Below are 25,426 nucleotides of genomic sequence, written 5' to 3' on the forward strand. Positions count from 1 at the left end.
ATGACCACCCTTGCCAGGGCCACCGACACCCTCACGCGCGACGCGCTCACCGTCCTCCAGCCCGGCTTCGCCGGCACCACCGCCCCCGACTGGCTGCTGCGCCGGCTCGGTGAAGGGCTCGCCTCCGTCGCCCTGTTCGGGCGCAACGTCTCCTCCCCCGAGCAAGTGGCGGCGCTGACCGCGCAGTTGCGCGCCGAGCGCGAGGACGTGCTGGTCGCCATCGACGAGGAGGGCGGCGACGTCACCCGCCTCGAGGTGCGCACCGGTTCCTCCTTCCCCGGCAACCACGCCCTCGGCGCCGTGGACGACGTCGGGCTCACCCGCGCGGTGGCCGCGGAACTGGGCCGCCGGCTCGCCGCCGCGGGCGTCGACTTCAACTGGGCCCCGTCCGCCGACGTGAACTCCAACCCCGACAACCCGGTCATCGGCGTGCGTTCCTTCGGCGCCGACACCGACCTGGTCGCCCGGCACACCGCTGCCTACGTCACCGGCATGCAGTCCGCGGGCGTGGCCACCTGCACCAAGCACTTCCCGGGCCACGGCGACACGGGCGTCGACTCCCACCACGCCGTGCCGCGCATCGACGTGGACGCCGGCGTGCTGGCCGAGCGGGACCTCGTCCCGTTCCGCGCCGCCATCGCGGCCGGCACCCGCGCGGTGATGAGCGCCCACATCCTGGTCCCGGCCCTCGACCCGGACCGCCCGGCAACGTTGTCCCGCCGCATCCTGACCGACCTGCTCCGGGGCGAGCTGGGCTACGACGGGCTCATCGTCACCGACGGCATCGAGATGCAGGCCATCGCCGGCACCTACGGCATCGAACGCGGCACCGTCCTGGCGGTCGCGGCCGGTGCCGACGCGATCTGCGTGGGCGGCGGCCTGCACGACGAGGGCACCGTACGGCGGCTGAGCGACGCGCTGGTCGAGGCCGTCCGCGCGGGTGAACTGCCCGAGGAGCGCCTGGCCGACGCGGCGGAGCGGGTCAGGGCCCTGGCCCGCTGGACCGCGGCGAACCGTCCCGCCGACGGGGAGCCGGACACCGCGGACGGCGACGTGGGCCTGCGTGCGGCCCGGCGCGCCCTGCGCGTCACCGCCGCCGGGGACGCCACCGCGCTCACCGAGCCGCCGTACGTCGCCGCGTTCACCCCCGTGGCCAACATCGCCGTGGGCGACGAGACGCCCTGGGGCGTGGCCGCCGAACTCGCCCGCCTGCTCCCGGGCACCGAGACCGGCAGCTTCAACGGCGCCGACGCCGGAAGCGAGGCGCTGGCCGCGGCGGGCTCCCGGCGCATCGTCGCCGTCGTCCGCGACGAGCACCGCCACCCGTGGATGGCGGCGGCCCTGGACGTCCTGCTGGCGGCCCGGCCCGACACGGTCGTCGTCGAGATGGGCGTGCCGCGTGCCCGGCCCCGCGGCGGTCTCCACCTGGCCACCCACGGTGCCGCCCGCGTCTGCGGCCGTGCCGCCGCGGAGGCCATCGCCGGCGTCTGACGAACACCCTGTCGCCGTACCGAAGGCGCCGGTCCCGCGTACGGACCGGCGCCTTCGGCGTGCGCACCCGCCCGCGCGGGGCGCAGCGAGGCCGTCCGTGCCGCGGGCGCGGGAACGGCAGAGGCGCCGGACCCCTGTGACGGGTCCGGCGCCTGGCGCGCGTGGGTGTCCGGCCCGGCCCGGTGGCGCCGGGCCGGGAGGGCTGGTCAGATGCCCTGCCAGTCCGGCTTGTGGGCGTAGGTGTGCCGGAAGTAGTCGGCGAGCTTCAGCTTGGACGCGGCGGCCTCGTCGACGACGACCGTGGCGTGCGGGTGCAGTTGCAGGGCGGAGGCCGGGCACACGGCCGCGACCGGGCCCTCGACGCTCGCGGCGACCGCGTCGGCCTTGCCCTCACCGGTGGCGAGCAGCACCACGTGCCGCGCCTCCAGGATGGTGCCGATGCCCTGGGTGATCACGTGGTGCGGCACCTGCTCGATGTCGCCGTCGAAGAAGCGGGCGTTGTCGACACGGGTTTGCTCGGTCAGCGTCTTGATCCGCGTCCGCGAGGCGAGCGAGGAGCACGGCTCGTTGAAGCCGATGTGCCCGTCGGTGCCGATGCCCAGCAGTTGGAGGTCGACCCCGCCGGCACCGCTCAGCGCCCGGTCGTAGGCCTCGCACGCGCCCTGCACGTCCGTGGCCGTCCCGTCGGGGCCCATGAACGCGTCCATGCCGATGCCCAGCGGTTCCAGCACCTCGCGCCGCAGCACCGAGCGGTACGACTCCGGGTGGTCCGCGGGCAGCCCCACGTACTCGTCGAGCTGGGCGATCCGTGCCCGCGCGGTCTCCACGGCACCCGAGCGCACCTTGGCCGCCAGCGCCTCGTACACGGGCAGCGGCGTCGAGCCGGTGGCCACCCCGAGCAGGGCGTCGGGCTTGCGCCGGAGCAGCTTCGCCATGGCCTCGGCTATGAGTTCGCCGCCCGCCTTGGCATCGGGAACGATGACAACTTCCACGCTGGCCTGCCGTTTCGAAGAGAGGACTCACCCGGGGTCCGGGACTGGCTATGTGGTTTAGACCAATCTAACAGAGCGGGGCCCCGCGGTCGCGCCCAAACGGTCGGCCGGGTGACGGGGCCCTGGGCGGCGGGCGCGCGAAAAATGAACCCCTCGGTCCGCCCCCGCGTGTGAGCCAACAGGGTTAGGCTTCTGGCGGCTGCCGATGTGCCCGTGCGGCCGGCGCGGCCACCGGCAACAAACGACGTCCACCGCATGGACACGGTAAGTGGTCTAGTCCAGAATGGTCGCTGGGACACCGACCGTGTCACGCGCGAGGTGATCGTCAGACTTCCGTCCTCCCCGCACAGGAGGACGGACCGAGGAACCGGAGCTCTCTGCCCTGACTGCCCCGGCTCCTCACCCTTCGGCCGACCGGGACCGCACACCCCACGGCCGATGTTGCTCCGGGCTGCGGTGCCGGGAGGGTTGAGGGTCCCTCCCAGGCGCCGCGGCCCGCGGGTGTCTCAGGGGGCGTCCGCGCCGCGCCGGGCCCCCTCGGGGCGGGGGAGCAGTGGACGGCGGCTGGTTTCGATCGCTGTCCGTACCGCCAGGTACGCTCAGCCCCGTGCCCTCCATGAACGAACTCGTACGCCAGCACACCGCGCTCGACGACTCCGACCTCGAGTGGCTCCATCTGCTGGTCTCGGAGTGGCAGCTCCTGTCCGACCTCTCCTTCGCCGACCTGGTCCTGTGGGTGCCCACCCGCGACGGCACGCGCTACGTCTCCGTCGCCCAGATGCGGCCCAACACCGGCCCCACGTCGTACCAGGACGACATGGTCGGCCACCTGGTCCCGCGCGGCCGTCGCCCCATGCTGGACGCCGCCCTGGACGAGGGCCGCATCGTGCGCGAGGGCGACCCCGAGTGGCGCGAGGAGGTCCCGGTCCGCGTCGAGTCCATCCCGGTACGCCGCCAGGGACGCGTCCTGGGAGTCATCGCCCGCAACACCAACCTGCTCACCGTGCGCACACCGAGCCGGCTGGAGCTGACCTACCTGCAGAGTGCCTCCGACCTGGCCCAGATGATCGCGGCCGGCGCCTTCCCGTTCGAGAACCAGCAGGTCGACATGGACGCCTCGCCCCGCGTCGGCGACGGCCTGATCCGGGTCGACGGCGACGGCATCGTCCAGTACGCCTCCCCGAACGCGTTGTCGGCCTATCACCGCATGGGTCTGGCCGCCGACCTGGTCGGCCACCACCTGGGGCGGACCACCGCCGAACTCGCGCCGTCCCGCGGCCCGGTGGACGAGGCGCTCGCCAAGGTGGCCAGCGGCTGGGCGCCGCGCGAGTTCGAGATCGAGGCACACGACGGCGTGATCCAGTTCCGCGCCATCCCGCTCAAACCCAAGGGCACCCGCATCGGTTCGCTGGTGCTCCTGCGCGACGTGACGGAACTGCGCCGTCGCGAGCGCGAGTTGATCACCAAGGACGCCACCATCCGGGAGATCCACCACCGGGTGAAGAACAACCTCCAGACGGTGGCGGCCCTGCTGCGCCTGCAGGCCCGGCGCATCGAGTCCGACCGGGGCCGCGAGGCGCTGGAGGAGGCGGTGCGCCGCGTGGGCTCCATCGCGATCGTGCACGAGACGCTCTCCCAGAACCTGGACGAGCGCGTGGAGTTCGACGAGATCGCCGACCGCGTGCTGGCGATGGTGGCCGAGATCTCCCCGGGCAGGGTCACCGGCCGGCGCACCGGCCGCTTCGGCATCCTCGACGCCGAGGTCGCCACCCCGCTGTCCATGGTGCTCACCGAGGTGCTCCAGAACGCCCTGGAGCACGGCTTCCGGGACAGCGACACCGGCACGGTCGAGGTCTCGGCGGTCCGCGGCGGCAGCACCAAGGAGGCCCGGCTCCTGGTCACCGTCCAGGACGACGGCGTCGGCCTGCCCGAGGGCTTCGACCCGCACCGCTCCGGCAACCTCGGGCTGCAGATCGTGCGCACCCTGGTCGAGGGCGAGCTGAGCGGCACCTTCGACATGGTCCCGGCCTCCGAGCGCGGAACGCGGGTGATCCTCGACATCCCGGTGCCCGCCGAGAAGTAGACCAGGAGCCGAGGAACGCCCCGGACGGCGCTGCCGGACACAGCAAAAAGCCCCGGACCCGTGAAGGTCCGAGGCTTGTGCTCGTGCGCTACATCGTCCGATGCGCATCGGGGGTACTGCGCGCTGCGGCTCGGGAGCGGGGGATGCGTACTCGCTGTACGCGCCGCCAAGCTGAGGCTGTCAGTAGGGGTGGGTTGTCAGGCGGAGGCCTGACGGGCCCGGTTGCGGGCGGCACGGCGCTTCATTGCGCGACGCTCGTCCTCGCTGAGACCACCCCAGACGCCGGAGTCCTGGCCGGACTCGAGCGCCCACTGCAGGCACTGCTCCATGACGGGGCAGCGACGGCAGACGGCCTTGGCTTCCTCGATCTGCAGCAGCGCGGGACCGGTGTTGCCGATGGGGAAGAAGAGCTCGGGGTCTTCCTCGCGGCAAACGGCGCGGTGACGCCAGTCCATGGCTGCTACCTCTCCTTGGTATTACATGCTCGAATGCTTGTGAATGTGAACGCTTTCACGAATCCCTCAACAAGGGAAGGGCCTACAGCCAGGTTCCCTGGCGTGGTCCTGTGGTTTGAAGAGGGGTTCCGGTGATCTGTGGATGCCGGTCCTGCGGGCTGTCCCGATCGCCAAGAAGAGACTCGCAAACCTCGGCGGCGGATACAACCCCTTCCGGAAAGTTTTTTTTGATTCTTCGGTGTCGACTAGGTCACAGCCGTACTTCCATGGGGTGGACCCTGGTCTAAACGTTCGAGTGAAAGGACTTTCGCCCCTTCTGCTCACACAATCACACGCAGTGCACGGCGTACGCCTGTGAACGTCACGCTGGTTCGCAGACCCAGGTGGTCACCGTCCATCTGAAGGGGCAGGGGCACCTTCGAATGCAAGGTGAAGTCGGTCAGATCATGCAGGGAGACCGCGTGCCGGCCCCGCGGCCCGCGCTCGGGGGACGAAGTGAGCAACTGGGTGCCATACCGGGCAACCGCGGCCGTCGACAGCCGACTGAGGCCGAAGACGTCGAGCGCGGTGTCGAACGACGCCTCGGGGGAGGCGTAGATCGGCCGGTTGCCGAGGAACGTCCAGGGGCAGGTGTTCGAGACTATGGACAGCACCAGATCGGTGACCGGGTCCTCGCCCTCCCGCTCCAGCGTGATCGTCCCGCTGCGGCGGTGCGGCTCGCCGATGAGCTGGCGCACCACCTGGCGGACGTACAGCGCGTGCGTCGACTTCCTGCCGCGCTCGCGGTGCTGCTCGACGCGGCCGACCACGCCGGCGTCGAAGCCCAGGCCGGCGTTGAAGGTGAACCAGCGGGCCGGGACCGCCTCGTCCTCGGTGCCCGGCGTACCCGAGGCCAGGCCGAGGCCGACGGTCCGTTCACTGCCCTCGCGCAGGGCGTCCAGCAGGGCTCCGGTCGCCTCCACCGCGTGGTTGGGCAGGCCGAGGGCGCGGGCGAAGACGTTGGTGGAACCGCCGGGGACGACCGCGAGACCGGGCAGGTGCTCCGGGTCGGGGCCCGCGTGCAGGAGGCCGTTGACGACCTCGTTCACCGTGCCGTCGCCGCCGAGGGCCACCACCAGGTCGATGTCGTCGCTCCGGGCCGCCTGGCGCCCCAGATCGCGGGCGTGGCCGCGGTACTCGGTGGTGACCGCCTCCAGCTTCATCTCGCTCGCCAGCGCGTGGATCAGCACGTCGCGCGTACGCGCACTCGTGGTGGTTGCCGCCGGATTGACCACGAGAAGTGCACGCATGGTGTGCAGGGTACCTACTGGGCGGTACTCGGCCCAGACCGGAGTGAAGATCGCCACCCGGGCCCACCGCGCGTGATACGCCCGACAACCGGGCGGGCGCGGCCGGGCCCGCGCCGACGGCTACCCTGCAGGGGTGAGCAGTGAGCAGACCCCCGACCCCGCCTCCGCAGCCCCCGAGGAGGCAGAGCCCCGCCCCGCCCGGGTGACCGCCGCGGCCGCGATCGCCGCGCTGGAGGGCCTGGCCCTCGTCGTCGGTGGCGCCTGGATGCTCGTGGGAGGCTTCACCGGACATCCCGACGACCGGACCTCCGCCGTCACCGGCGGAGTCACGCTGATCGTCCTCGCCCTGCTGCCGCTGCTCGCCGCCCGCGGACTGCTCCGCCTGAAGGGGTGGAGCCGGGGGCCCGCCGTGATCACGCAGATCCTGGCGCTGCCCGTCGCCTACAACATGGCGGGGGCCGACAGCCTGGCCGTCCCCGCGGGCGCCGTGCTCGGCGTCCTGGCGCTCGCCGCGCTGTACATGCTCATCAATCCCGAGACCACCCTCGCCCTCGGCATCAGGGGACCGGGCAACGCCCGGAAGTAGCCGGCGGGCGCCCCGCCCGCGCCGGGCGACCGGCCGCGGCTACTCCTCGACCAGCAGCTTCTCCCGCAACTGCGCCAGTGTGCGGGCCAGCAGCCGCGACACGTGCATCTGCGAGATCCCGACCTCCTGCGCGATCTGCGACTGGGTCATGTTGCCGAAGAAGCGCAGGAGCAGGATGCGTTTCTCCCGCGGCGGCAGATCCTCGAGCAGCGGCTTGAGCGACTCCCGGTACTCGACCCCCTCCAGGGCCTCGTCCTCGGCACCGAGGGTGTCGGCGACCGCCGGGGACTCGTCGTCGGTGTCCGGGACGTCCAGCGACAGCGTGGAGTAGGCGTTGGCCGACTCCAGGCCCTCCAGGACCTCCTCCTCCGAGATGGACAGCCTCTCCGCCAGCTCGTGCACCGTGGGGGAGCGGCCGTGCAGCTGGGAGAGCTCCGCCGTGGCCGTCGTCAGGGCCAGCCGCAGCTCCTGGAGCCGGCGCGGGACGCGCACCGCCCAGCCCTTGTCCCGGAAGTGCCGCTTGATCTCGCCGACGACCGTGGGGGTCGCGTAGGTGGAGAACTCCACCCCGCGGTCCGGGTCGAAGCGGTCCACCGACTTGATCAGTCCGATGGTGGCGACCTGGGTGAGGTCGTCCAGCGGCTCGCCGCGGTTGCGGAAGCGGCGCGCGAGGTGTTCGACCAGCGGCAGGTGCATGCGGACCAGCCGGTTGCGCAGCTCCGCGTACTCCGGGCTGTCCTTCTCCAGGGTGCGCAGCTCGGTGAACAGGAGGCGCGCGCCGCTGCGGTCCTGCGGATCGTGCCGTGTGCCCTGCGTGCCCCGCGCACCCGGCGCGTGGCCGTCGGCGTGTCGCTCGTGCTCGCTCATCGTCCCGCCCGTCGCCCTTTCCCGAGCCCGTGCCTCCGCTCGGACGGGCCGGGCGGGGCCGCCCCCGGTCCGCTGCCCGCCCCCCGGAACGACGGCCCCGGGCGAGGTCTCGTCCTCCGGATGCGGCCGGGCCTGCTCGGGGATGCCGTCGATGCCGTCCGCCGTGCGCCGCACCTCGTTCGGAGAACGTGTGCCCTCGGCCGGCAGCTCCCGTGTACCGCGCTCTTCGTCCCGCACCGGCCCGTCCCCGTCCCTCACGCCGGCCCGGGTCCCGCGCCGCGCTGTTTGTAGAGGCTGATCGAAACGGTTCTGTCCTCGTCCACGGCGGAGGAGACCTTGCCCGCGAGGGCGGAGAGCACCGTCCACGCGAAGGTGTCCCGCGACGGGGCGTGGCCGTCCGTGGTCGGCGCCGAGACGGTGACCTCGAGCGAGTCGTCGACGAGGCGGAAGACGCAACTGAGCACCGAGCCGGGCACGGCCTGCTGCAGCAGGATCGCGCAGGCCTCGTCGACTGCGATGCGCAGGTCCTCGATCTCGTCGAGGGTGAAGTCCAAACGAGCTGCGAGGCCGGCCGTCGCCGTACGCAGCACCGACAGGTAGGCACCCGCGGCCGGCAGCCGGACTTCCACGAAGTCCTGGGTCGCGGGCTCGCCTGCGATCTGGGACACCCTCACCTCCAAGGTGGTACAAGCGTTACAGGGCCGAGGGACGCCCCTCGGAGCAACGCGACACGTGGTTCAGCGGTGACGTTATCGCGCTCCGGAGTTTCCTGTCCCCGAGACCCCAGCCCCGTGCTGTCACTCATAGTAAACACATGAACACGCACAGTGGCTAGGGGGTCGGCGGGCCCAAATCGGAAGAGCGCGCGCCGGGTTGACGTACCCAGACGTCAGACGGTCGAACCGTCGCGGGCCGGGGTCACACGAGTACATGATCGACGAAGCACCAACGCCAGCTCTCCCCGGGTTCGAAGGACCGCATCACCGGATGACCGGTCTCCTTGTGATGCGCCGTCGCGTGCTGCCGCGGCGAGGAATCGCAGCAGCCGACATGACCGCAGCTCAGGCACAGCCTCAACTGCACCGGGTCCGTGCCCTCGGCCAGACACTCCGGGCAGGTCTCGCCGCACGGCTCGGGTTCCGGGTGCGGCAGCGCGTCGGCGTGCGTGCACTGTTTCATGATTGCCAGGTTACGACGGGTGTGCGGACGACCGCGCGGAAACCGAGGGCGGGCGAGGACGATGGACGTGATGCCGCTGCTGTTGCTGGTGGCGGGCAGTGCCGCGGTCGCCGCGGCGGGCCGGCGGGTGCCGGTACCGGTGCCGCTGCTGCTGGTCGCGGCGGGCCTGGCGGTGAGCTACGTGCCCGGCGTACCCGACTACACCCTCGACCCGCACGTCGTCCTGCCCCTGCTGCTGCCCCCGCTGCTCTACACGGCGGCCACCGACAGCTCCTACCTGGACCTGCGGGCGCAGGCGAGGCCCGTGGCGCTGCTGTCCGTGGGCTACGTCCTGTTCGCCACCTTCGTCGTGGGCTGCGCGGCCTACTTCATCGTGCCCGGCCTGCCGCTGACCGCCGCCCTCGTGCTCGGCGCGGTGGTGGCACCGCCGGACGCCGTCGCGGCCACGGCGGTCGCCCGCCGCGTGGGGCTGCCGTCCCGGATCACCACGATCCTCCAGGGCGAGTCCCTGGTGAACGACGCCACGGCGATCACCGCCTTCAAGGTGGCGCTCGCGGCGGCCGTTGGGGAGGGCGCGACCTGGGCGGGCGGCATCGGGGAGTTCCTGCTCGCGGCACTGGGCGGCGTCGGTGTCGGACTGGCCCTCATGGTGCCGCTGCACTGGCTGCGCACCCACCTCACGGAGGCGCTGCTGCAGAACACGCTCTCCCTGCTGATCCCGTTCGTCGCCTACGCGGTCGCCGAGCAGGTGCACGCCTCGGGTGTGCTCGCGGTCGTCGTCGTCGCCCTCTACCTGGGCCACCGCGCGTGGGAGGTCGATTTCGCCACCCGGCTCCAGGAGGAGGCGGTGTGGAAGATGGTCGCGTTCGTCCTGGAGTCGGCCGTGTTCGCCCTCATCGGACTCCAGTTGCCCGTCGTCCTCAGGGGCCTGGGCGAGTACGAGGGCGCCGACGCCGCCTGGTACGCCCTCGCCGTCTTCCTGGTGGTCGCGGTGGCGAGGTTCGTGTGGGTGTACCCGGCGACCTTCCTGCCCCGGTTGTCGGCCCGCGTCCGGGCGCGTGAGGGAGCCCTCTCGTGGAAGGGGCCGTTCGTGATCGGCTGGGCCGGGATGCGGGGCGTGGTCTCCCTGGCGATCGCCTTCTCCGTCCCGCTCACCGTGCACGGCGGCGAGCCCTTCCCCGAGCGCAACCTCGTCCTGTTCCTGACCTTCACGACCGTCATCGGCACCCTGGTCGTCCAGGGCGTCAGCCTGCCGCCGCTGATCCGCCTGCTGAAGTTCCCGGCGCACGACGCGCAGGCCGAGACGCTGGCGGAGGCCAACGCCCAGGCGCAGGCCTCACGGGTCGCCGAGGAGCGCCTGGACGCCCTGCTCGCCGACGAGCGCAACACGCTGCCGGCCCCCCTCGCCGACCGCCTGCGCACGGTCCTGGAGCGCCGTCGCAACGCCGTCTGGGAACGGCTCGGCCAGGTCAATCCCGTCACCGGTGAGACCGTCGACGACACCTACCGGCGGCTGTCCCGGGAGATGATCAGTGCCGAGCGCCAGGTCTTCGTCCGGCTGCGGGACGGCCGCTACATCGACGACGAGATGCTCCGGACGCTGCTGCGCCGGCTCGACCTGGAGGAGGCGGCGGCCTACCGCGAGACCACGTGAGCCGGTGCGCCGACGCGGTGGTGTGGCCGCTCAGTGGCCGCTCATGGCCCGCTCAGGGGAAGGGCCGGCCGGTGACGACCGCGGCCAGGGCCGTCCCGCGCGGGAAGACGCCCTCCTCGGTGAGCGTCAGGAGGGCGAACAGCAGCTTGGCCACGTAGACGCGTTCCACGGGCACTCCGTGACGGTGCTCGAAGTCCTCGGCGAAGGCGTCCAGGGCGGGCGTCGTGCGGGCGTATCCGCCGTGGTGGAAACGGTCCTCCAGGCTCCAGGTGCCGCGCGGCCCGCCGAACGCGCGCTCCTGGAGCCGCCGTATGTCGCCCTCCAGGAAGCCGCCCTTGAGCACCGGTATGCCCAGGGCCCGCCGGCCCGGCGGGAGCCCTGCGGCCAGCCCGGCCAGCGTGCCGCCGGTGCCGCAGGCGACGGCGGCCACGTCGGCGTGTTCGCCCAGTTCCTCGCCCAGGGCGCGGCAGCCGCCCACGGCCGGGGCGTTGCTGCCGCCCTCGGGGACGACGAGGGCGTCCTCGGCCTCCACCGTGCGCAGCAGGGCGGTCAGCGTCTCCGGCTCCGTCTTGCGGCGGTACGTCGCGCGGTCGACGAAGTGCAGCCGCATGCCGTCGGCGGCACACCGGGCCAGCGAGGGGTTCAGCGGCCGTCCCGCCAGCTCCTGACCGCGGACGACGCCCACCGTGGGCAGGCCGAGCAGACGGCCGGCGGCAGCCGTGGCCCGCAGGTGGTTGGAGTAGGCGCCGCCGAACGTCACGACCGCGCGGCCGGCCGCCAGGGCGAGATTCGGTGCCAGCTTGCGCCACTTGTTGCCGACCAGTTCGGGGTGGATCAGATCGTCCCGCTTGAGCAGCAGCCGGACGCCGCGCCGCTCGAAGCGCTCGTCCGCCACCTCCTGCACAGGAGAGGGCAGGCGGGGCCGCAGGGCGTCGGGGCCGTCGGTGTCGGTGCCGGTCACCCCGCCATTGTCCCGCCGCCGCACAGGGCGGGCACCTCGCGTCCACCGGTGCCCGACCGCGTCGGCCGGTGACCGGCCCGGCCGGGCCGGTCACTTCAGGCGGTCGCGGATCCGCTCCCGCATCGAGGCCATCGTGAACCCGCGCGGGTCCACCTTTCCCGGCTGCCACTCCAGGTGGCCGATGACGGACCGCTCGTTCCAGCCGTGGTGGCGGCACACGGCCGCGGCGGCCCGCTCGATGGCCTCCAACTGCGCCTGAGGCCAGGGATCGTCGCCGTCGCCGAGGTTCTCGCACTCGAAGCCGTAGAAGTGGCGGTTGCCGTCGGTGCCGGACTCGTTGTCCGGAGGCAGTGCCTTCTCGGCGATGACGGCGCGCAGCACGTCGTCGTCGCCGAGACCGGCGTGGTTGGCGCGGCCGTACCCGACCAGGTGCACCGTGCCGTCCTTGGTGATGACGCCGTGGCACAGCGGGCCCGGCAGGTCCTCGTGGCCCTTGCGGCAGATGTCCACCGTCCGCTCGCTGCCCCTGGTGACCGTGTGGTGGATCATCACGCCGTGCACGGGACCCCACGGGCCCTTGTGGTTGCGGTTGTGCTCCCGCCAGTCGCCGACCTCGACGACGGTGAGGCCCTCCGCCTTCAGTGCCTTGAGGAAGCTGCTCGCGGACATGGGTGAGGCCACGGCCGACTCCTTCGCGCTGCGCGACGGCCGCCCGGCGCGGCCGTCTCGTAGGGAGCTTGTACCGAAACGGAGCGCCGTCCATTGCTTGTTCGGCCCGTGTGCGAGCCGTTTCGGACAACGCCGTCCGCGTTCCCGGAGGCGCGGGGACGGGCCGGACGGGCGCGGTGGAACCAGACATGTCGGGGAGACGTCGAACAAGCCCCCATATCTGCCCCGGCCGGACGTGATCCATTCCCGCTCTTTCGTGTAATAGCACCGGCACGCTCCGTGAGGAAGGCTGGTCCTCGCACATCGATGCCGGGCGCAGTCGTCCGGCATGACCGGGAGGGCAATTCCTTATGTCGGTAGGCGAAGAGGTCCGCACCGAGCAGACCAGGCCGCAGCAGAGCCTGGGCACGGCGGCCGCGCGGAACCTGGCCACCACCACCAAGTCCGTTCCTCAGATGCAGGAGATCAGCTCGCGCTGGCTGCTGCGCACACTCCCCTGGGTGGACATTCAGGGCGGCACCTACCGGGTGAACCGGCGCCTGACCTTCGCCGTGGGCGACGGCCGCGTGACGTTCGTGAAGACCGGAGACCGGGTCGAGGTCATCCCCGCCGAGCTGGGCGAGCTGCCGGCCCTGCGCTCGTACGAGGACGACGAGGTCCTGGCGGAGCTCGCGCAGCGCTGTGAGCAGCGGGAGTTCGGCCCGGGCGAGGTCATCGCCTCCTTCGGCGGCCGGGCCGACGAGGTCTACCTGCTGGCGCACGGCAAGATCGAGAAGATCGGCACCGGCCCCTACGGCGACGACGCGGTGCTCGGCGTCCTCGCCGACGGCGCCTACTTCGGCGACCAGGCGCTCCTGGACGGGGACGCCATCTGGGAGTACACCGCCCGCACGGTCACCGCCTGCACCGTCCTGGTGCTGCCCCGCCAGCAGGTGGAGCAGGTGGCGGAGCGGGCCGATTCCCTGCGCGCGCACCTGGAGCAGGCGCGCGCGATCCCGGAGCAGCGCACCAACAAGCACGGTGAGAAGGAGATCGACCTCTCCGCCGGCCACAGCGGCGAGCCGGACATCCCGCACACCTTCGTCGACTACGAGGCCCGGCCCCGAGAGTACGAACTGAGCGTCGCCCAGACCGTGCTGCGCATCCACTCGCGCGTGGCCGACCTGTACAACCAGCCGATGAACCAGACCGAGCAGCAGATCCGGCTGACGGTGGAGGCGCTGAAGGAGCGTCAGGAGCACGAACTCATCAACAACCGGGAGTTCGGCCTGCTGCACAACTGCGAGTACGACCAGCGCATCCAGCCGCACGACGGTGTGCCCGGCCCGGACGACCTCGACGAGCTGCTGAGCCGCCGGCGCGGCACCAAGCTGCTCCTCGCCCACCCGCGTGCCATCGCCGCCATCGGCCGCGAGCTGAACAAGCGCGGGCTCGTCCCCGAGACGATCGACGTCGGGGGGAACCGCATCCCGACCTGGCGCGGTGTGCCGATCTATCCGTGCAACAAGATCCCGGTCACCGAGGCCCGTACGTCCTCCATCATCGCGATGCGTACCGGCGAGCAGGACCAGGGCGTCATCGGCCTGCGGGCCACCGGCATCCCGGACGAGATCGAGCCGAGTCTGTCGGTGCGCTTCATGGGCATCAACGAGCAGGCCATCATCAAGTACCTGGTCACGGCCTACTACTCGGCCGCGGTCCTCGTGCCCGACGCGCTCGGCGTCCTGGAGAACGTCGAGATCGGCCGCTGGCGGTGACGCCGCAGTCCCCGGTGTCGTGTTCCCGCCCTCCCGGGCGGGAACACCCCAGGGGTACGAACGGGCCCCGGGGGAAGGTGAGTCCATGACGGAGAGCCGGCGCGGCGCCACCGCGACGCCCCTTTCCACCGGAGCGCCGGAAGGGCACGGTCTCATCGGCACGCAGCGGGACAGGGAGCCGGGGGAGCAGCCCGGGGGGCAGGGGCCGGTGGGGGCCGAGGGGCACGAAGCGGCGGTGCTCCTGCGGGAGTCACGGGCGTCGGTCGACCCCGAACTGCGCACCGCCATCGCGTCGTTGCCCGAGTCGATGCGCCGGATCGCGCTGTACCACTTCGGCTGGCAGCACGCGGACGGCACACCCGCGGCGGGCAACGCGGGCAAGGCGATCCGTCCCGCGCTGGTCCTCACCGCGGCGACCGCGCTCGGCGGGCCGGCGGCCCGTGCGGCGGCCGGCCGGGCCGCGGCGGCGGTGGAGCTGGTCCACAACTTCACCCTGCTGCACGACGACGTGATGGACCGGGATGCCACCCGGCGCCACCGGCCCACCGCGTGGACCGTGTTCGGCGACGCCGACGCGATCCTCGCCGGGGACGCCCTCCAGGCGCTCGCCCTGCGGCTGCTCGCCGCGGACCCCCACCCGGCCTCGGCGGCGGCGGCCGCGCGGCTCGCCGACTGCGTCATGGAGCTGTGCGAGGGCCAGCACGCGGACACGGCGATGGAAGGGCGCCCGCCGCAGGGGGTCACCCTCGACGAGACGCTCACCATGGCGGAGGCCAAGACGGGAGCCCTGCTGGGCTGCGCCTGTGCCCTCGGCGCGCTGTACGCGGGTGCCCCCGCGGAGGACGTCGAGGCCCTGGACGCCTTCGGCCGGGAGGCGGGGCTGGCCTTCCAGCTCATCGACGACGTCATCGGCATATGGGGCGACCCGCGCCGCACCGGCAAGCCGGCCGGTGCGGACCTGGCCGCCCGCAAGAAGTCGCTGCCGGTGGTCGCCGCCCTCACCTCCGGCACTCCGGCCGCCGCCGAACTGGCGGAGTTGTACGCGGTGCCGTACGACGAGCACAGGGAGGACCTGGAGCACACCGCCCTGGTGGTGGAGCGGGCCGGCGGCCGGGACTGGGCCCAGGCCCAGGCGGCCGACCGGATGGCGCGGGCTATGCAGGAGCTGGCCCGTGCCGTGCCCGACCCGGAGGCCGCGGGCGGCCTGCTCGCGCTGGCCGAGTTCGTCACCCGGCGCAGCACCTGACGGCCGCGCCGGCCCGGCAAGACCCCGGAGCCCGTGCGGGGCCGTACGGCACCTGACCGACGTACGGCCACGCCGCGGACGGCTCCGGCAGGGCGGGTCCCGCACTTCCCCACGGTGTGCGGGGCCCGCCTCCCTGCCTCTCCCGTCGGACGGACCGCACTGCCCCTTCCCCAGACAACTACACATGGAGTACTGTGAGCGTAGTGGTCAACGCGAAGGGAAGACCGGTTTGCGCAAGCTCACGTACTTCATCGCCTGCTCGATCGACGGCTTCATCGGCGGGCCGGACGGCGACGCGTCGTTCATGATCCCGTTCGTCGACGAGGAGTTCATGGAGTTCCTGAAGGCGGAGTATCCCGAGACGCTGCCGACGCACAGCCGTCGGCCGCTCGGCATCGACGACCTGCCGAACAAGCGCTTCGACACGATCATCCAGGGCCGGGCCAGCTACGACCTGGCCCTCAAGGAGGGCGTCACCAGCCCGTACGCACACCTGCGCGAGTACGTCGCCTCGCGCACGCTCGCCCAGTCGCCCGACCCGAATGTCGAGATCATCTCGACGGACCTGGTCGGCAGGGTCAGGGAGCTGAAGGCGGAGGACAGCGCCTTCGGCATCTACCTGTGCGGTGGGGCGGCCGTCGCCGGCGAACTGGTCGACGAGGTCGACGAACTGGTCATCAAGACCTACCCGGTGATCATGGGCACCGGCATGCCGATGTTCGCCTCCGGGTTCCAGGTCTCCGAGTTCGTACCGGAGTCGGTGCGGACCTTCGGCAACGGCGTCGTGGTGCGGACGTACCGCCGCAAGCACTGAGCCGCCCTCCGCTCCGGCCCGGGCGGCAACGCGAAAGGGGCCCGGCCGGTGTGGCCGGGCCCCTCCGGGCTCCCTTGCGGCCTGCGATGGTGCACCGATCGCGGGCCCGGGTACTGACCTTCGTCAGGCCTTCTTGGTCTCCCAGAAGATCTTGTCGATCTGGGCGATGTAGTCCAGGGCCTTCTGGCCGGTGGCCGGGTCCTTGGAGCCCTTGGCGGCCGACAGGGCCTTCAGGGTGTCGTTGACGAGCTGGTGCAGCTCCGGGTACTTCTCGAAGTGCGGGGGCTTGAAGTAGTCGCTCCACAGCACGGAGACGTGGTGCTTCGCGAGCTCGGCGCGCTGCTCCTTGATGACCGTGGCGCGCGTCTGGAAGTGCGGGTCGTCGTTGCCGGCCATCTTCTCCTGGACGGCCTTCACCGACTCCGCCTCGATGCGGGCCTGGGCCGGGTCGTACACGCCGCAGGGCAGGTCGCAGTGGGCGCTGACCGTGACCTTGGGGGCAAACAGGCGGGAAAGCATGAAGCATTCCTTCCTCGTGATCGTCTTCTCAGGGGGGACATTACTCCCTGGGAGGACCGATTTCGCGGGTGCCCCCGTGGGCTTAGGGCAAAAGTCCGGGGTGAGACTGAGACTGGTGGAGGAAAGACCGGGGAGGTGCCGGGTGATGCCGGAGCAACTGTCGCAGGAGACCGAGCGCCCGAGAGGGGCGTTGCCCTTCGGGCCGGCCGAGGTGACCGGTCCGTCGATGGTGCCCACGCTGCACCACGGCGACGTGCTGCTCGTGCACTGGGGGGCGCGGGTCCGTCCGGGTGACGTCGTGGTGCTGCGGCATCCCTTCCAGCAGGACCTGCTCGTGGTCAAGCGGGCGGCCGAACGGCGGGGGTCCGGCTGGTGGGTGCTCGGGGACAACGCGTTCGCGGGCGGGGACAGCACCGACTACGGCGTCGTCCCGCAGGACCTCGTCCTCGGCCGGGTCCGCTTCCGGTACCGGCCGAGGGCCGGTCAGCGGTCGCCGTTGGCCGTGGTCCGCTGGGCGCTGTCGGCGGTCAGGCCGGTGTCCGCCGACCGGTCCGCCTCCAGGCGCTTGCGGGCGCGGTAGGCCGCCACGTTGGCGCGGGTCGCGCAGCGGTCGGAGCAGTAGCGCCGGGAGCGGTTGGTGGAGGTGTCCAGGTAGGCGTTGCGGCAGGGTGCCGCCTCGCACAGGCCCAGCCGGTCGACGCCGTACTCGGTGAGGTGGAAGGCCAGGCCCATCGCCGCGATGGCGGCGAAACCGGCGGTCGCGTTGGAGGGGTGGTCCGCCAGGTGCATGTGCCACAGCGGGCTGCCGTCCTCCGCGCGCTGGTCGTGGCCGGAGATCTGCGGGCTCACTGGGAATTCCAGGAGAAGCGAGTTCAGCAGGTCCACGGCGAGGGTCTCGTCGCCGCCGTCGGCCGCCTCGAAGACCGCGCGCAGCCGCCCCCGCACCGAGCGGAACCGCGTCACGTCGGCGTCGGACGCGCGCCGGGCCGCCGACTGGTTGGCGCCGAAGAGCTCACGGACGGCCTCCACCGAGGTCAGGGAGTCCTGGCCCCGTGAGGGTTCCTCGGTGTTGACGAGACGTACGGCGTAATCCGAGTAATAGGCCAGTTCCACTTGTAGTCCTTACGAAGGGGCTCTAGGGTCGTGCCTGCGGTCAGGTAATGGCTGACCGTGCTTACAGGGTATTACGTGACGCAGGTACGGAGGGGCTCGATGACCGACGCGGACACCACGAACACGGCCACCGGCGCGGCCACGGGAACGACTCTCGGGACGCCCGCGGCCGCCGGTACCGACTGGCAGGCATGGCAGCGGAGCTGGGACCGGCAGCAGGAGTGGTACATGCCGGACCGCGAGGAGCGGTTCCGGATCATGCTCGACATGGTCGAGGCACTCGTCGGCACGGCACCGCGCGTGCTCGACCTGGCCTGCGGCACCGGCACCATCACGGCCCGGCTGCTCGACCGGTTCCCGCAGGCCACCAGCACCGGCGTGGACCTCGACCCGGCGCTCCTCGCCATCGCCGAGGGCACCTTCGAGGGCGACGAGCGGGTCTCCTTCGTCGCCGCCGACCTCAAGGACCCCGACTGGCCGGCGAAGCTGCCGTACGACACGTACGACGCCGTGCTGACCGCCACGGCCCTGCACTGGTTCCACGCCGAACCCCTCGCTGATCTCTACGGTCGGGTCGCGGGGCTGGTCCGCGACGGTGGTGTCTTCATGAACGCGGACCACATGATCGACGACACGACGCCCCGGATCAACGCGGCCGAGCGCGCACAGCGGCACGCGCGGATGGACACCGCCAAGGAAGAGGGCGCGCTGGACTGGTCCGAGTGGTGGCAGCTCGCCGCCAAGGACCCGGTGCTCGCCGGACCCACCGCCCGCCGGTTCGAGATCTACGGCGAGCACGCCGACGGCGAGATGCCCCCGGCGGCGTGGCACGCGCGCGTACTGCGGGAGAAGGGCTTCGGCGAGGCGCGGCCGGTGTGGTGCTCGCCGTCGGACACCCTGCTGCTGGCGCTCAAGTAGGACCACGTGCCGAGGGGCGGTACGGAAGACCCGTACCGCCCCTCGCCGGCCGTTCTCTCAGAGGACCTTGGACAGGAACGCCTTCGTCCGCTCGTGCTGCGGGTCGGTCAGGACGTCGCGCGGGTTGCCGGACTCGACGACCACGCCGTCGTCCATGAAGACCAGGCTGTCGCCGACCTCGCGGGCGAAGCCCATCTCGTGGGTGACCACGACCATGGTCATGCCGGACTCGGCGAGGTCGCGCATGACGTCGAGGACGTCGCCGACCAGTTCCGGGTCGAGCGCCGAGGTCGGCTCGTCGAACAGCATCAGCTTCGGGTCCATCGCCAGGGCCCGCGCGATGGCCACGCGCTGCTGCTGGCCGCCGGAGAGCTGCGAGGGGTAGTTGCCGGCCTTGTCGCCCAGGCCCACCCGCTCCAGCAGGGCCCGCGCGCGGTCCCTGGCCTGGCCCTTGCCCACGCCCTTCACCTGGACCGGCGCCTCCATGACGTTCTCCAGGGCCGTCATGTGCGGGAACAGGTTGAAGCGCTGGAAGACCATGCCGATGTCCCGGCGCTTGAGGGCGACCTCGCTGTCCTTCAGCTCGTAGAGCCTGTCACCCTTCTGGCGGTAGCCGACCAGCTCGCCGTCGACGTACAGCCGCCCGGCGTTGATCTTCTCCAGGTGGTTGATGCAGCGCAGGAACGTGGACTTGCCGGAGCCGGAGGGGCCGATGAGGCAGAACACCTCGCCCTGCTTCACCTCCAGGTCGATGCCCTTGAGGACCTCGACGGCGCCGAAGGACTTGTGGACGCCCTCCGCCTTGACCATCGGGACGGCGGAGTCCCGCACGCGGGCACCGTCCGTCTTGGCGGGCTTCCCGGTCATGCCATGCCTCCCTTCGGGCGGCCGAGGGAGAACATGGTCGCCCTGACCTTCTGCCACGGCGTCGGCGGCAACTGGCGGCTGGAACCGCGGGCGTAGTGCCGCTCCAGGTAGTACTGGCCGATGCTGAAGACCGAGGTCAGCAGCAGGTACCAGGCCGCGGCCAGGAACAGCATCTCGGCCGGGGCGCCGGAGGTCTGGCCGATGTCCTGGGCGACCCGGAACAACTCGGCGTACTGGACGACCGACACCAGGGAGGTCGTCTTCAGCATGTTGATGACCTCGTTGCCCGTCGGCGGCACGATGACGCGCATCGCCTGCGGGACCACGATCCGGCGCAGCGTCTTGGCGTGGCTCATGCCGAGCGCGTGCGCCGCCTCGGTCTGGCCCTCGTCGACCGCGAGCAGACCGGCGCGGCAGATCTCCGCCATGTACGCCGCCTCGTTGAGGCCGAGTCCGAGCAGCGCCGTCAGGAACGGCGTCATGAAGTCCGACCACTCGTCGCGGTAGAACGGGCCGAGGTTGATGTACTCGAAGACCAGGCCGAGGTTGAACCAGACCACGAGCTGCACCAGGACCGGCGTGCCGCGGAAGAACCAGATGTAGAACCACGCGATGGACGAGGTCACCGGGTTCTTCGACAGCCGCATCACGGCGAGCAGGATGCCGCCGACGATGCCGATCAGCATCGCCAGGACGGTGATCAGCAGGGTCTTGCCCATGCCGGTCAGGATGCGGTCGTCGAAGAAGTAGTCCGGGATCGCGCCCCAGTTGATCTTGCCCTGGGAGAACGCGTACACGACCGCGGCCAGCAGCGCGATCGCGACGACCGCGGAGACGTACCGCCCGTAGTGCCGGACCGGGATGGCCTTGATGGCCTCCGGACGGGTCGGCGGGGTGCCGGGCGGGCCGCCCGGCGTCTTCTCGATGTCAACAGTCACGGATGTTGCCTTTCAGCGCCCGCGCCCGGTCACTTGCCGCCGTTGACGGTGGCCTGGGTGACGGCGCCTTCCGCCACGCCCCACTTGTCCATGATCTTCTTGTAGTCGCCGTTGGCGATCACCGCGTCCAGCGCCGCCTTCAGGGCGTCGCGGAGCTGCGTGTTGTCCTTGGCGACCGCGATGCCGTACGGGGCGGCCTCGACCTGCTCGCCGACGAGCTCGAAGTCCTTGCCGCCGCCGGAGGTCTTCACCGCGTAGGCCGCGACCGGGAAGTCGGAGGAGCCCGCGTCCGCGCCGCCCGCGCGCAGGCGGGTCTGGGCCTGCTGGTCGTTGTCGAAGGCCTCCATGGAGATCTTCTTGCCGGCCGGACACTTCTGGTTCTCGGACTTGGCGAGGTCCTCGGAGACCGTGCCGCGCTGGACCACGAGCTTCTTGCCGCACAGGTCCGACCAGGTCTTGATGCCCCGGTCGTCGCCCTTCTTGGTGTAGATCGAGACACCTGCGGTGAAGTAGTCGACGAAGTCGACGCCCTGGCCGACCTTCTTGCCGGTGTCGGCGTCGATGCCCTCCTGGCGGTCCTTGGTGTCGGTCATCGCGGACATGGCGATGTCGTACCGCTTGGAGCGCAGGCCGGTGATCAGGGTGTCGAAAGTGCCGTTCTCGAATTCGAACTTCACGCCGAGCTGCTTGCCCAGGGCGTCCGCGAGATCGGGGTCGATACCGACGGTCTTGCCGGAGTCGTCCTTGAATTCGACGGGAGCGTACGCGATGTCGGAACCGACCTTGATGGTGCCCTTGTCGCGGATCGACTGCGGGAGCCTGTCGGCCAGCGGAGCGCCGCCCGAGGACTGGGTGTCGCTGCTGCCGGAGTCGCCCTTCTCGGTCTGGTCGCCGCAGCCGGTGAGCAGCAGGGCGCCTGCGACCGCGATCGCACCGACCGCTGTCAGCCGGAAGCGCGCGGCGGTCGTACGACGGGTGGAGCGTGCGGTCATGGTGGTTCCTCCGGCGGATTCGGGAGTAGCCGATGGGGACGGTCGGATTCCGGTGGGGCGGGACGCCGGCCGGGGCCGGCCGGCGTCGTGGGTCGACAGGAGCACGCACCTTCGAGTGCCGCGACCTCGTGTGATTACGGCATCTTGCCATTCGGACTCGGCCATTCAGGGGGGCCGCCATGTCAAAATCGGATAACGGGTCGCACCCCGAACCGCACCAGGTCGGTACATCACGACCGAACCTTTGCGGGAATCTGCCCTTCCGGCCGGAAGATCTACGGAATTTCTCGTTATCCGAACATGGACTGCGCACCGGCAAGGCCGTTGAAGGAGATGTCCGCGGGTCTGTCAAGGGGTGCGGCGAGGTTGTCCGGAACCCTGGCTATGAGGCATGTCACCGACATGCGGCGTTCGGGGTCCGGCATGTGAGCTTGCGCTTATCGGACTCGTCGCGAGGGCCGTCCGTCGGGTAAGAAGGTTCTTTACACCCCTCATCAGGGGCTCAGGGCGCGTGTGCGGCGCGCCCGTCGCGCAGGGGCCTCGTGGCCCGTACAGCCATCTCCCTGTGCGGTGCCCGCCCATTCCTCACCAGGAGTGGACAAAACCCTCAATCCATGAACTCTAAGGGGTAAGACAAAGTGGCAGCGGAGATCGTCAATCCTCGCAGCGACAGCGACGCCGGTGCGGAACAGGGGGAGGGCGTCGAGCCGCTCGACTCCTTCGACCCCGCGTTCGCGCTGCACCGTGGCGGCAAGATGGCCGTGCAGGCCACCGTGCCGGTCCGCGACAAGGAAGACCTGTCCCTGGCGTACACGCCCGGCGTCGCGAAAGTGTGCAGCGCGATCGCCGAGCAGCCGGACCTCGTCCACGACTACACCTGGAAGTCGTCGGTCGTCGCGGTCGTGACGGACGGTACGGCGGTGCTGGGGCTCGGGGACATCGGGGCCGAGGCATCCCTTCCCGTGATGGAGGGCAAGGCCATCCTCTTCAAGCAGTTCGGCGGCGTGGACGCGGTCCCGATCGCGCTGAACTGCACGGACGCCGACGAGATCGTCGAGACCGTGGTCCGGCTCGCGCCCTCCTTCGGCGGCGTCAACCTGGAGGACATCTCGGCGCCGCGGTGCTTCGAGATCGAGCGCAAGCTCCAGGAGCGGCTCGACATCCCGGTCTTCCACGACGACCAGCACGGCACGGCCGTCGTGACGCTGGCGGCGCTGCGCAACGCGGCGCGGCTGAGCGGGCGGACGCTGGGCGAACTGCGGGCGGTGATCTCGGGCGCGGGCGCGGCCGGGGTGGCCATCGCCAAGATGCTGGTCGAGGCGGGTGTCGGGGACGTCGCGGTCGCCGACCGCAAGGGCGTCGTCTCGGCCGACCGGGACGACCTGACACCGGTCAAGCAGGAGCTGGCCTCCTTCACCAACAAGGCCGGGCTCTCGGGCTCGCTGGAGGCCGCCCTCGCGGGCGCCGACGTCTTCATCGGCGTCTCCGGCGGTACGGTGCCGGAGACGGCGGTGGCCTCGATGGCGAAGGGCGCGTTCGTCTTCGCCATGGCCAACCCGGACCCGGAGGTGCATCCGGAGGTCGCCCACAAGTACGCGGCGGTCGTCGCGACGGGGCGTTCGGACTTCCCGAACCAGATCAACAACGTGCTGGCGTTCCCGGGCATCTTCGCGGGGGCGCTGCAGGTGCGGGCCTCCCGGATCACCGAGGGCATGAAGCTCGCGGCGGCGGAGGCGCTGGCCTCCGTGGTGGGGGACGACCTCGCCGCGGACTACGTCATCCCGTCCCCGTTCGACGAGCGGGTCGCGCCGGCGGTGACGGCGGCGGTGGCCGCGGCGGCCCGGGCGGAGGGGGTTGCGCGCCGGTGACGGTGTGACTCCTGCGGTGTGATCTCCGCGGTGTGGTGGGCGGCCTCGTCCCTGGTGGACGGGGCCGCTTGGCTTTGGGTGCGGGTGCGGGTGCGGGTGCGGGTGCGGGTGGGCTGTGCTGGGTGGGGGGTGGGGGCGCCGGCCGGCGCTGGGCGGGTGCCGCTGCGCCCACCCGTGCCACCCCGGCGGCACGACTGCCCGCAGCCGGGGGCGGTCGGCAAGAGGGGGTGTGTCACACGGGACTGTGGTTCCCGTCGGGGGGTGGGGAATCTATCGTCGAGGTCATGTTCGCTGTCTACGCCGCCCGAATCGACCGCGACCAGCCCTTGGCCGGACTGGAGTTGGGAGAGCTGCCCGCTCCCGAGGCCCGGCCCGGCTGGAGCGTCGTCGATGTCAGGGCCGCCTCCCTCAACCATCACGACCTGTGGTCCCTGCGCGGCGTCGGCCTCCCCGAGGACCGGCTGCCGATGATCCTCGGCTGCGACGCCGCCGGGGTCGACGCGGACGGCAACGAGGTCGTCCTGCACTCCGTCATCGGCCAGAGCGGCCACGGGGTCGGCCCCAAGGAGCCCCGCTCCATCCTCACCGAGCGCTACCCGGGGACGTTCGCCGAGCAGGTCGCCGTGCCGACCTGGAACGTGCTGCCCAAGCCCAAGGAGCTCTCCTTCGAGGAGGCCGCCTGTCTGCCGACCGCCTGGCTGACGGCGTACCGGATGCTGTTCACCAACGCCGGGGTGCGTCCCGGTGACTCGGTGCTGGTGCAGGGCGCCGGCGGCGGGGTGGCCACGGCCGCGATCGTGCTCGGCAAGGCCGCGGGGCTGCGGGTCTTCGCGACCAGCCGCGACGAGGCCAAGCGCAAGCGGGCGCTGGAGCTCGGCGCGGTCGAGGCCGTCGAGACCGGGGCGCGGCTGCCGCAGCGGGTCGACGCCGTCATCGAGACGGTGGGCGCCGCCACCTGGTCGCACTCCGTCAAGTCGCTGCGGCCCGGCGGCACGCTGGTCATCTCCGGTGCCACCAGTGGGGACCGGCCCTCCCACGCCGAGCTGACCCGGATCTTCTTCCTGGAGCTCAAGGTCGTCGGCTCCACGATGGGGTCCAAGGACGAGTTGGAGGACCTGCTGTCCTTCTGCGCCGCCACGGGGGTGCGTCCCGTCATCGACGAGGTGCTTCCGATGGACCGGGCCCGTGAGGGGTTCGAGCGGATGGCCTCCGGGGGGCAGTTCGGCAAGATCGTGCTCAGCAACTCCTGAGCGGCCCCGGCTTCTCACCCTTGCCTTCCTGTACGGCGGGTCCGGTTCTCCGGGCCCGCCGTTCGCGTGTCCCTTCTCACGCTTGTCAACCTGTGTTGACAAGCGTGAGAGTGTCAACCTACGTTGACTGTATGAGTGAAGCAACGGATCTCGCCACGCGTGCGGGTGACCGCGATCCCCGGGTCGGGCTGCGGGCCGTCGCCGCCCTGCGGAAGCTGGTGGAGCAGTTGGAGGCGGTGCAGGTGCGCAGTGCACGCCAACGAGGCTGGTCGTGGCAGGAGATCGCCACGGAACTCGGGGTCAGCAGGCAGGCCGTGCACAAGAAGTACGGGAGGCATTGATGTTCGAGCGATTCACGAAGGACGCCCGGGCGGTGGTGCAGGGCGCCGTCGAGCATGCCGAAGAAGCGGGGGCGGGGACCGTCGAGCCCGAGCACCTGCTGCTCGCCCTGCTGGACCGGGAGGGCAGCCGCGCCTCGTTCGCGCTGGCGGCCCTCGGTGCCGGCGAGCACCGGGACGTCGTACGGCAGGAGTTGCGGGACGCGCGGCGCCGTGCCGGTCTGTCGCAGTCAGAGACGGAGGCGCTCGCCGGGTTGGGGATCGACGTCTCCGAGATCGTCGCCCGGGTGGAGGAGGTCCACGGAGTCGGTGCCTTGTCCGCCGACGACCGGAAGCGCGGGCGCCCCTGGACCGGGCACCGGCGTTTCGGCAGGGGCGCCAAGGAGGTCCTGGAGAAGGCGCTGCGGGTCGCCGTCGCCCGGCGCGACCGGCACATCGGGGACGAACATCTCCTCCTCGCCCTGGCCCTGCGTCCCGGTGTGCCCGCCGAGGTGCTCGCCGACCACGGCGTGACCCACGCGTCGCTGACCCGGGTGCTGGGCGACGGAACCGGGCGGGCCTGCGCCTGACTCACGCTTCA

Annotated in this window: 26 protein-coding genes; 13 read left to right on the forward strand and 13 right to left on the reverse strand. The window is 71.4% G+C overall.

The features are described from left to right. Positions 1-1,491: a glycoside hydrolase family 3 protein gene (locus tag IG88_RS0123165; protein ID WP_031044394.1), complete on the forward strand. Its 1,491-nt coding sequence runs from the start codon at positions 1-3 to the stop codon at positions 1,489-1,491. Between the two features lie 206 nt (positions 1,492-1,697). On the opposite strand, the gene nagB is transcribed toward IG88_RS0123165, so the two are convergent. Further along, the gene (gene nagB, locus IG88_RS0123170; RefSeq protein WP_031044397.1) at positions 1,698-2,483 is read right to left on the reverse strand and encodes a glucosamine-6-phosphate deaminase; all 786 of its coding nucleotides are present in this window, start codon (positions 2,481-2,483) and stop codon (positions 1,698-1,700) included. Between the two features lie 607 nt (positions 2,484-3,090). Here nagB and IG88_RS0123175 point away from each other — a divergent pair. Next, the gene (locus IG88_RS0123175; protein ID WP_031044400.1) at positions 3,091-4,566 is read left to right on the forward strand and encodes a sensor histidine kinase; all 1,476 of its coding nucleotides are present in this window, start codon (positions 3,091-3,093) and stop codon (positions 4,564-4,566) included. A 197-nt stretch (positions 4,567-4,763) separates the two neighbouring features. On the opposite strand, the gene IG88_RS0123180 is transcribed toward IG88_RS0123175, so the two are convergent. Further along, complete coding sequence (locus IG88_RS0123180) at positions 4,764-5,021, reverse strand: WhiB family transcriptional regulator (RefSeq protein WP_003973730.1); 258 nt, start codon at positions 5,019-5,021, stop codon at positions 4,764-4,766. 320 nt (positions 5,022-5,341) lie between these two features. Beyond that, positions 5,342-6,310, reverse strand: a complete 969-nt coding sequence (locus IG88_RS0123185) for a diacylglycerol/lipid kinase family protein (RefSeq protein WP_030400642.1) — start codon at positions 6,308-6,310, stop codon at positions 5,342-5,344. Between the two features lie 133 nt (positions 6,311-6,443). On the opposite strand from IG88_RS0123185, the gene IG88_RS0123190 reads away from it, so the two are divergent. After that, a complete protein-coding gene (locus IG88_RS0123190) occupies positions 6,444-6,896 on the forward strand; it encodes a hypothetical protein (protein ID WP_031044403.1) in 453 nt (150 codons plus the stop codon). A 39-nt stretch (positions 6,897-6,935) separates the two neighbouring features. Here the strand turns inward: IG88_RS0123190 and IG88_RS0123195 are convergent, their stop codons facing one another. The 3 genes from IG88_RS0123195 to IG88_RS38900 form a co-directional block, all read right to left on the reverse strand. Further along, on the reverse strand, positions 6,936-8,000 hold the full coding sequence (locus tag IG88_RS0123195) for an RNA polymerase sigma factor SigF (protein WP_078861579.1): 1,065 nt from the start codon (positions 7,998-8,000) through the stop codon (positions 6,936-6,938). Between the two features lie 17 nt (positions 8,001-8,017). Then, entirely contained in the window at positions 8,018-8,431 is a 414-nt protein-coding gene (locus tag IG88_RS0123200) for an anti-sigma factor (protein ID WP_006136266.1), read from the reverse strand. Between the two features lie 250 nt (positions 8,432-8,681). Then, complete coding sequence (locus IG88_RS38900) at positions 8,682-8,942, reverse strand: UBP-type zinc finger domain-containing protein (RefSeq protein ID WP_030400639.1); 261 nt, start codon at positions 8,940-8,942, stop codon at positions 8,682-8,684. A gap of 61 nt (positions 8,943-9,003) precedes the next feature. Here IG88_RS38900 and IG88_RS0123205 point away from each other — a divergent pair, with 61 nt between their 5' ends. Next, positions 9,004-10,596, forward strand: a complete 1,593-nt coding sequence (locus tag IG88_RS0123205; protein WP_031044406.1) for a Na+/H+ antiporter — start codon at positions 9,004-9,006, stop codon at positions 10,594-10,596. A 52-nt stretch (positions 10,597-10,648) separates the two neighbouring features. Here IG88_RS0123205 and IG88_RS0123210 read toward each other — a convergent pair whose 3' ends face one another. Beyond that, on the reverse strand, positions 10,649-11,557 hold the full coding sequence (locus IG88_RS0123210; protein ID WP_031044409.1) for a 1-aminocyclopropane-1-carboxylate deaminase/D-cysteine desulfhydrase: 909 nt from the start codon (positions 11,555-11,557) through the stop codon (positions 10,649-10,651). Positions 11,558-11,647: 90 nt separating this feature from the next. After that, the gene (locus IG88_RS0123215) at positions 11,648-12,226 is read right to left on the reverse strand and encodes an N-acetylmuramoyl-L-alanine amidase (protein WP_031044412.1); all 579 of its coding nucleotides are present in this window, start codon (positions 12,224-12,226) and stop codon (positions 11,648-11,650) included. 350 nt (positions 12,227-12,576) lie between these two features. Here IG88_RS0123215 and IG88_RS0123220 point away from each other — a divergent pair, with 350 nt between their 5' ends. The 3 genes from IG88_RS0123220 (at position 12,577) to IG88_RS0123230 (ending at position 16,043) form a co-directional block, all read left to right on the forward strand. Then, positions 12,577-13,983: a family 2B encapsulin nanocompartment shell protein gene (locus IG88_RS0123220; RefSeq protein ID WP_031044414.1), complete on the forward strand. Its 1,407-nt coding sequence runs from the start codon at positions 12,577-12,579 to the stop codon at positions 13,981-13,983. Between the two features lie 85 nt (positions 13,984-14,068). Then, entirely contained in the window at positions 14,069-15,229 is a 1,161-nt protein-coding gene (locus tag IG88_RS0123225) for a family 2 encapsulin nanocompartment cargo protein polyprenyl transferase (protein ID WP_031044415.1), read from the forward strand. Positions 15,230-15,458: 229 nt separating this feature from the next. Then, positions 15,459-16,043 (forward strand): dihydrofolate reductase family protein, encoded by a 585-nt coding sequence (locus IG88_RS0123230; RefSeq protein WP_031044417.1) that lies wholly within the window; start codon positions 15,459-15,461, stop codon positions 16,041-16,043. Positions 16,044-16,166: 123 nt separating this feature from the next. Here IG88_RS0123230 and sodN read toward each other — a convergent pair whose 3' ends face one another. Then, positions 16,167-16,562 carry a superoxide dismutase, Ni gene (gene sodN, locus IG88_RS0123235; protein ID WP_003973716.1) on the reverse strand — a complete coding sequence of 132 codons (396 nt, stop codon included), beginning with the start codon at positions 16,560-16,562 and terminating at the stop codon, positions 16,167-16,169. Positions 16,563-16,707: 145 nt separating this feature from the next. Between sodN and sodX the strand changes: the two genes are divergently transcribed. Then, positions 16,708-17,142, forward strand: a complete 435-nt coding sequence (gene sodX, locus IG88_RS0123240; RefSeq protein ID WP_031044420.1) for a nickel-type superoxide dismutase maturation protease — start codon at positions 16,708-16,710, stop codon at positions 17,140-17,142. On the opposite strand, the gene IG88_RS0123245 is transcribed toward sodX, so the two are convergent. Beyond that, the gene (locus IG88_RS0123245) at positions 17,046-17,675 is read right to left on the reverse strand and encodes a CGNR zinc finger domain-containing protein (RefSeq protein WP_031044422.1); all 630 of its coding nucleotides are present in this window, start codon (positions 17,673-17,675) and stop codon (positions 17,046-17,048) included. The two genes, sodX and IG88_RS0123245, sit on opposite strands and share 97 nt — an antisense overlap. Positions 17,676-17,774: 99 nt before the next feature. Between IG88_RS0123245 and IG88_RS0123250 the strand changes: the two genes are divergently transcribed. After that, positions 17,775-18,593, forward strand: coding sequence for a class I SAM-dependent methyltransferase (locus IG88_RS0123250; protein WP_031044423.1), 819 nt, complete (start codon positions 17,775-17,777; stop codon positions 18,591-18,593). A 57-nt stretch (positions 18,594-18,650) separates the two neighbouring features. On the opposite strand, the gene IG88_RS0123255 is transcribed toward IG88_RS0123250, so the two are convergent. From IG88_RS0123255 to IG88_RS0123265, 3 genes are read right to left on the reverse strand one after another with little or no spacing between them, the layout of a single operon-like run. Continuing rightward, the gene (locus IG88_RS0123255) at positions 18,651-19,460 is read right to left on the reverse strand and encodes an amino acid ABC transporter ATP-binding protein (protein ID WP_051852022.1); all 810 of its coding nucleotides are present in this window, start codon (positions 19,458-19,460) and stop codon (positions 18,651-18,653) included. Next, positions 19,457-20,398, reverse strand: a complete 942-nt coding sequence (locus IG88_RS0123260; protein WP_031044428.1) for an amino acid ABC transporter permease — start codon at positions 20,396-20,398, stop codon at positions 19,457-19,459. The genes IG88_RS0123255 and IG88_RS0123260 overlap by 4 nt, the downstream gene beginning before the upstream one ends. A gap of 29 nt (positions 20,399-20,427) precedes the next feature. Then, complete coding sequence (locus IG88_RS0123265) at positions 20,428-21,555, reverse strand: ABC transporter substrate-binding protein (RefSeq protein WP_420712095.1); 1,128 nt, start codon at positions 21,553-21,555, stop codon at positions 20,428-20,430. 473 nt (positions 21,556-22,028) lie between these two features. Here IG88_RS0123265 and IG88_RS0123270 point away from each other — a divergent pair, with 473 nt between their 5' ends. The 4 genes from IG88_RS0123270 (at position 22,029) to IG88_RS0123285 (ending at position 25,415) form a co-directional block, all read left to right on the forward strand. Further along, on the forward strand, positions 22,029-23,258 hold the full coding sequence (locus IG88_RS0123270) for an NAD(P)-dependent malic enzyme (RefSeq protein ID WP_031044431.1): 1,230 nt from the start codon (positions 22,029-22,031) through the stop codon (positions 23,256-23,258). A gap of 284 nt (positions 23,259-23,542) precedes the next feature. Then, positions 23,543-24,508, forward strand: a complete 966-nt coding sequence (locus IG88_RS0123275) for a zinc-binding dehydrogenase (protein ID WP_031044433.1) — start codon at positions 23,543-23,545, stop codon at positions 24,506-24,508. Between the two features lie 131 nt (positions 24,509-24,639). Beyond that, positions 24,640-24,849: a helix-turn-helix domain-containing protein gene (locus IG88_RS0123280; protein WP_030400624.1), complete on the forward strand. Its 210-nt coding sequence runs from the start codon at positions 24,640-24,642 to the stop codon at positions 24,847-24,849. Continuing rightward, complete coding sequence (locus IG88_RS0123285; RefSeq protein ID WP_031044435.1) at positions 24,849-25,415, forward strand: Clp protease N-terminal domain-containing protein; 567 nt, start codon at positions 24,849-24,851, stop codon at positions 25,413-25,415. The genes IG88_RS0123280 and IG88_RS0123285 overlap by 1 nt, the downstream gene beginning before the upstream one ends. The last annotated feature ends 11 nt before the right edge of the window (positions 25,416-25,426 follow it).

It is taken from the genome of Streptomyces sp. NRRL F-5650 (genome assembly GCF_000721365.1).
In the GTDB taxonomy this organism is placed as follows: domain Bacteria; phylum Actinomycetota; class Actinomycetes; order Streptomycetales; family Streptomycetaceae; genus Streptomyces; species Streptomyces ardesiacus.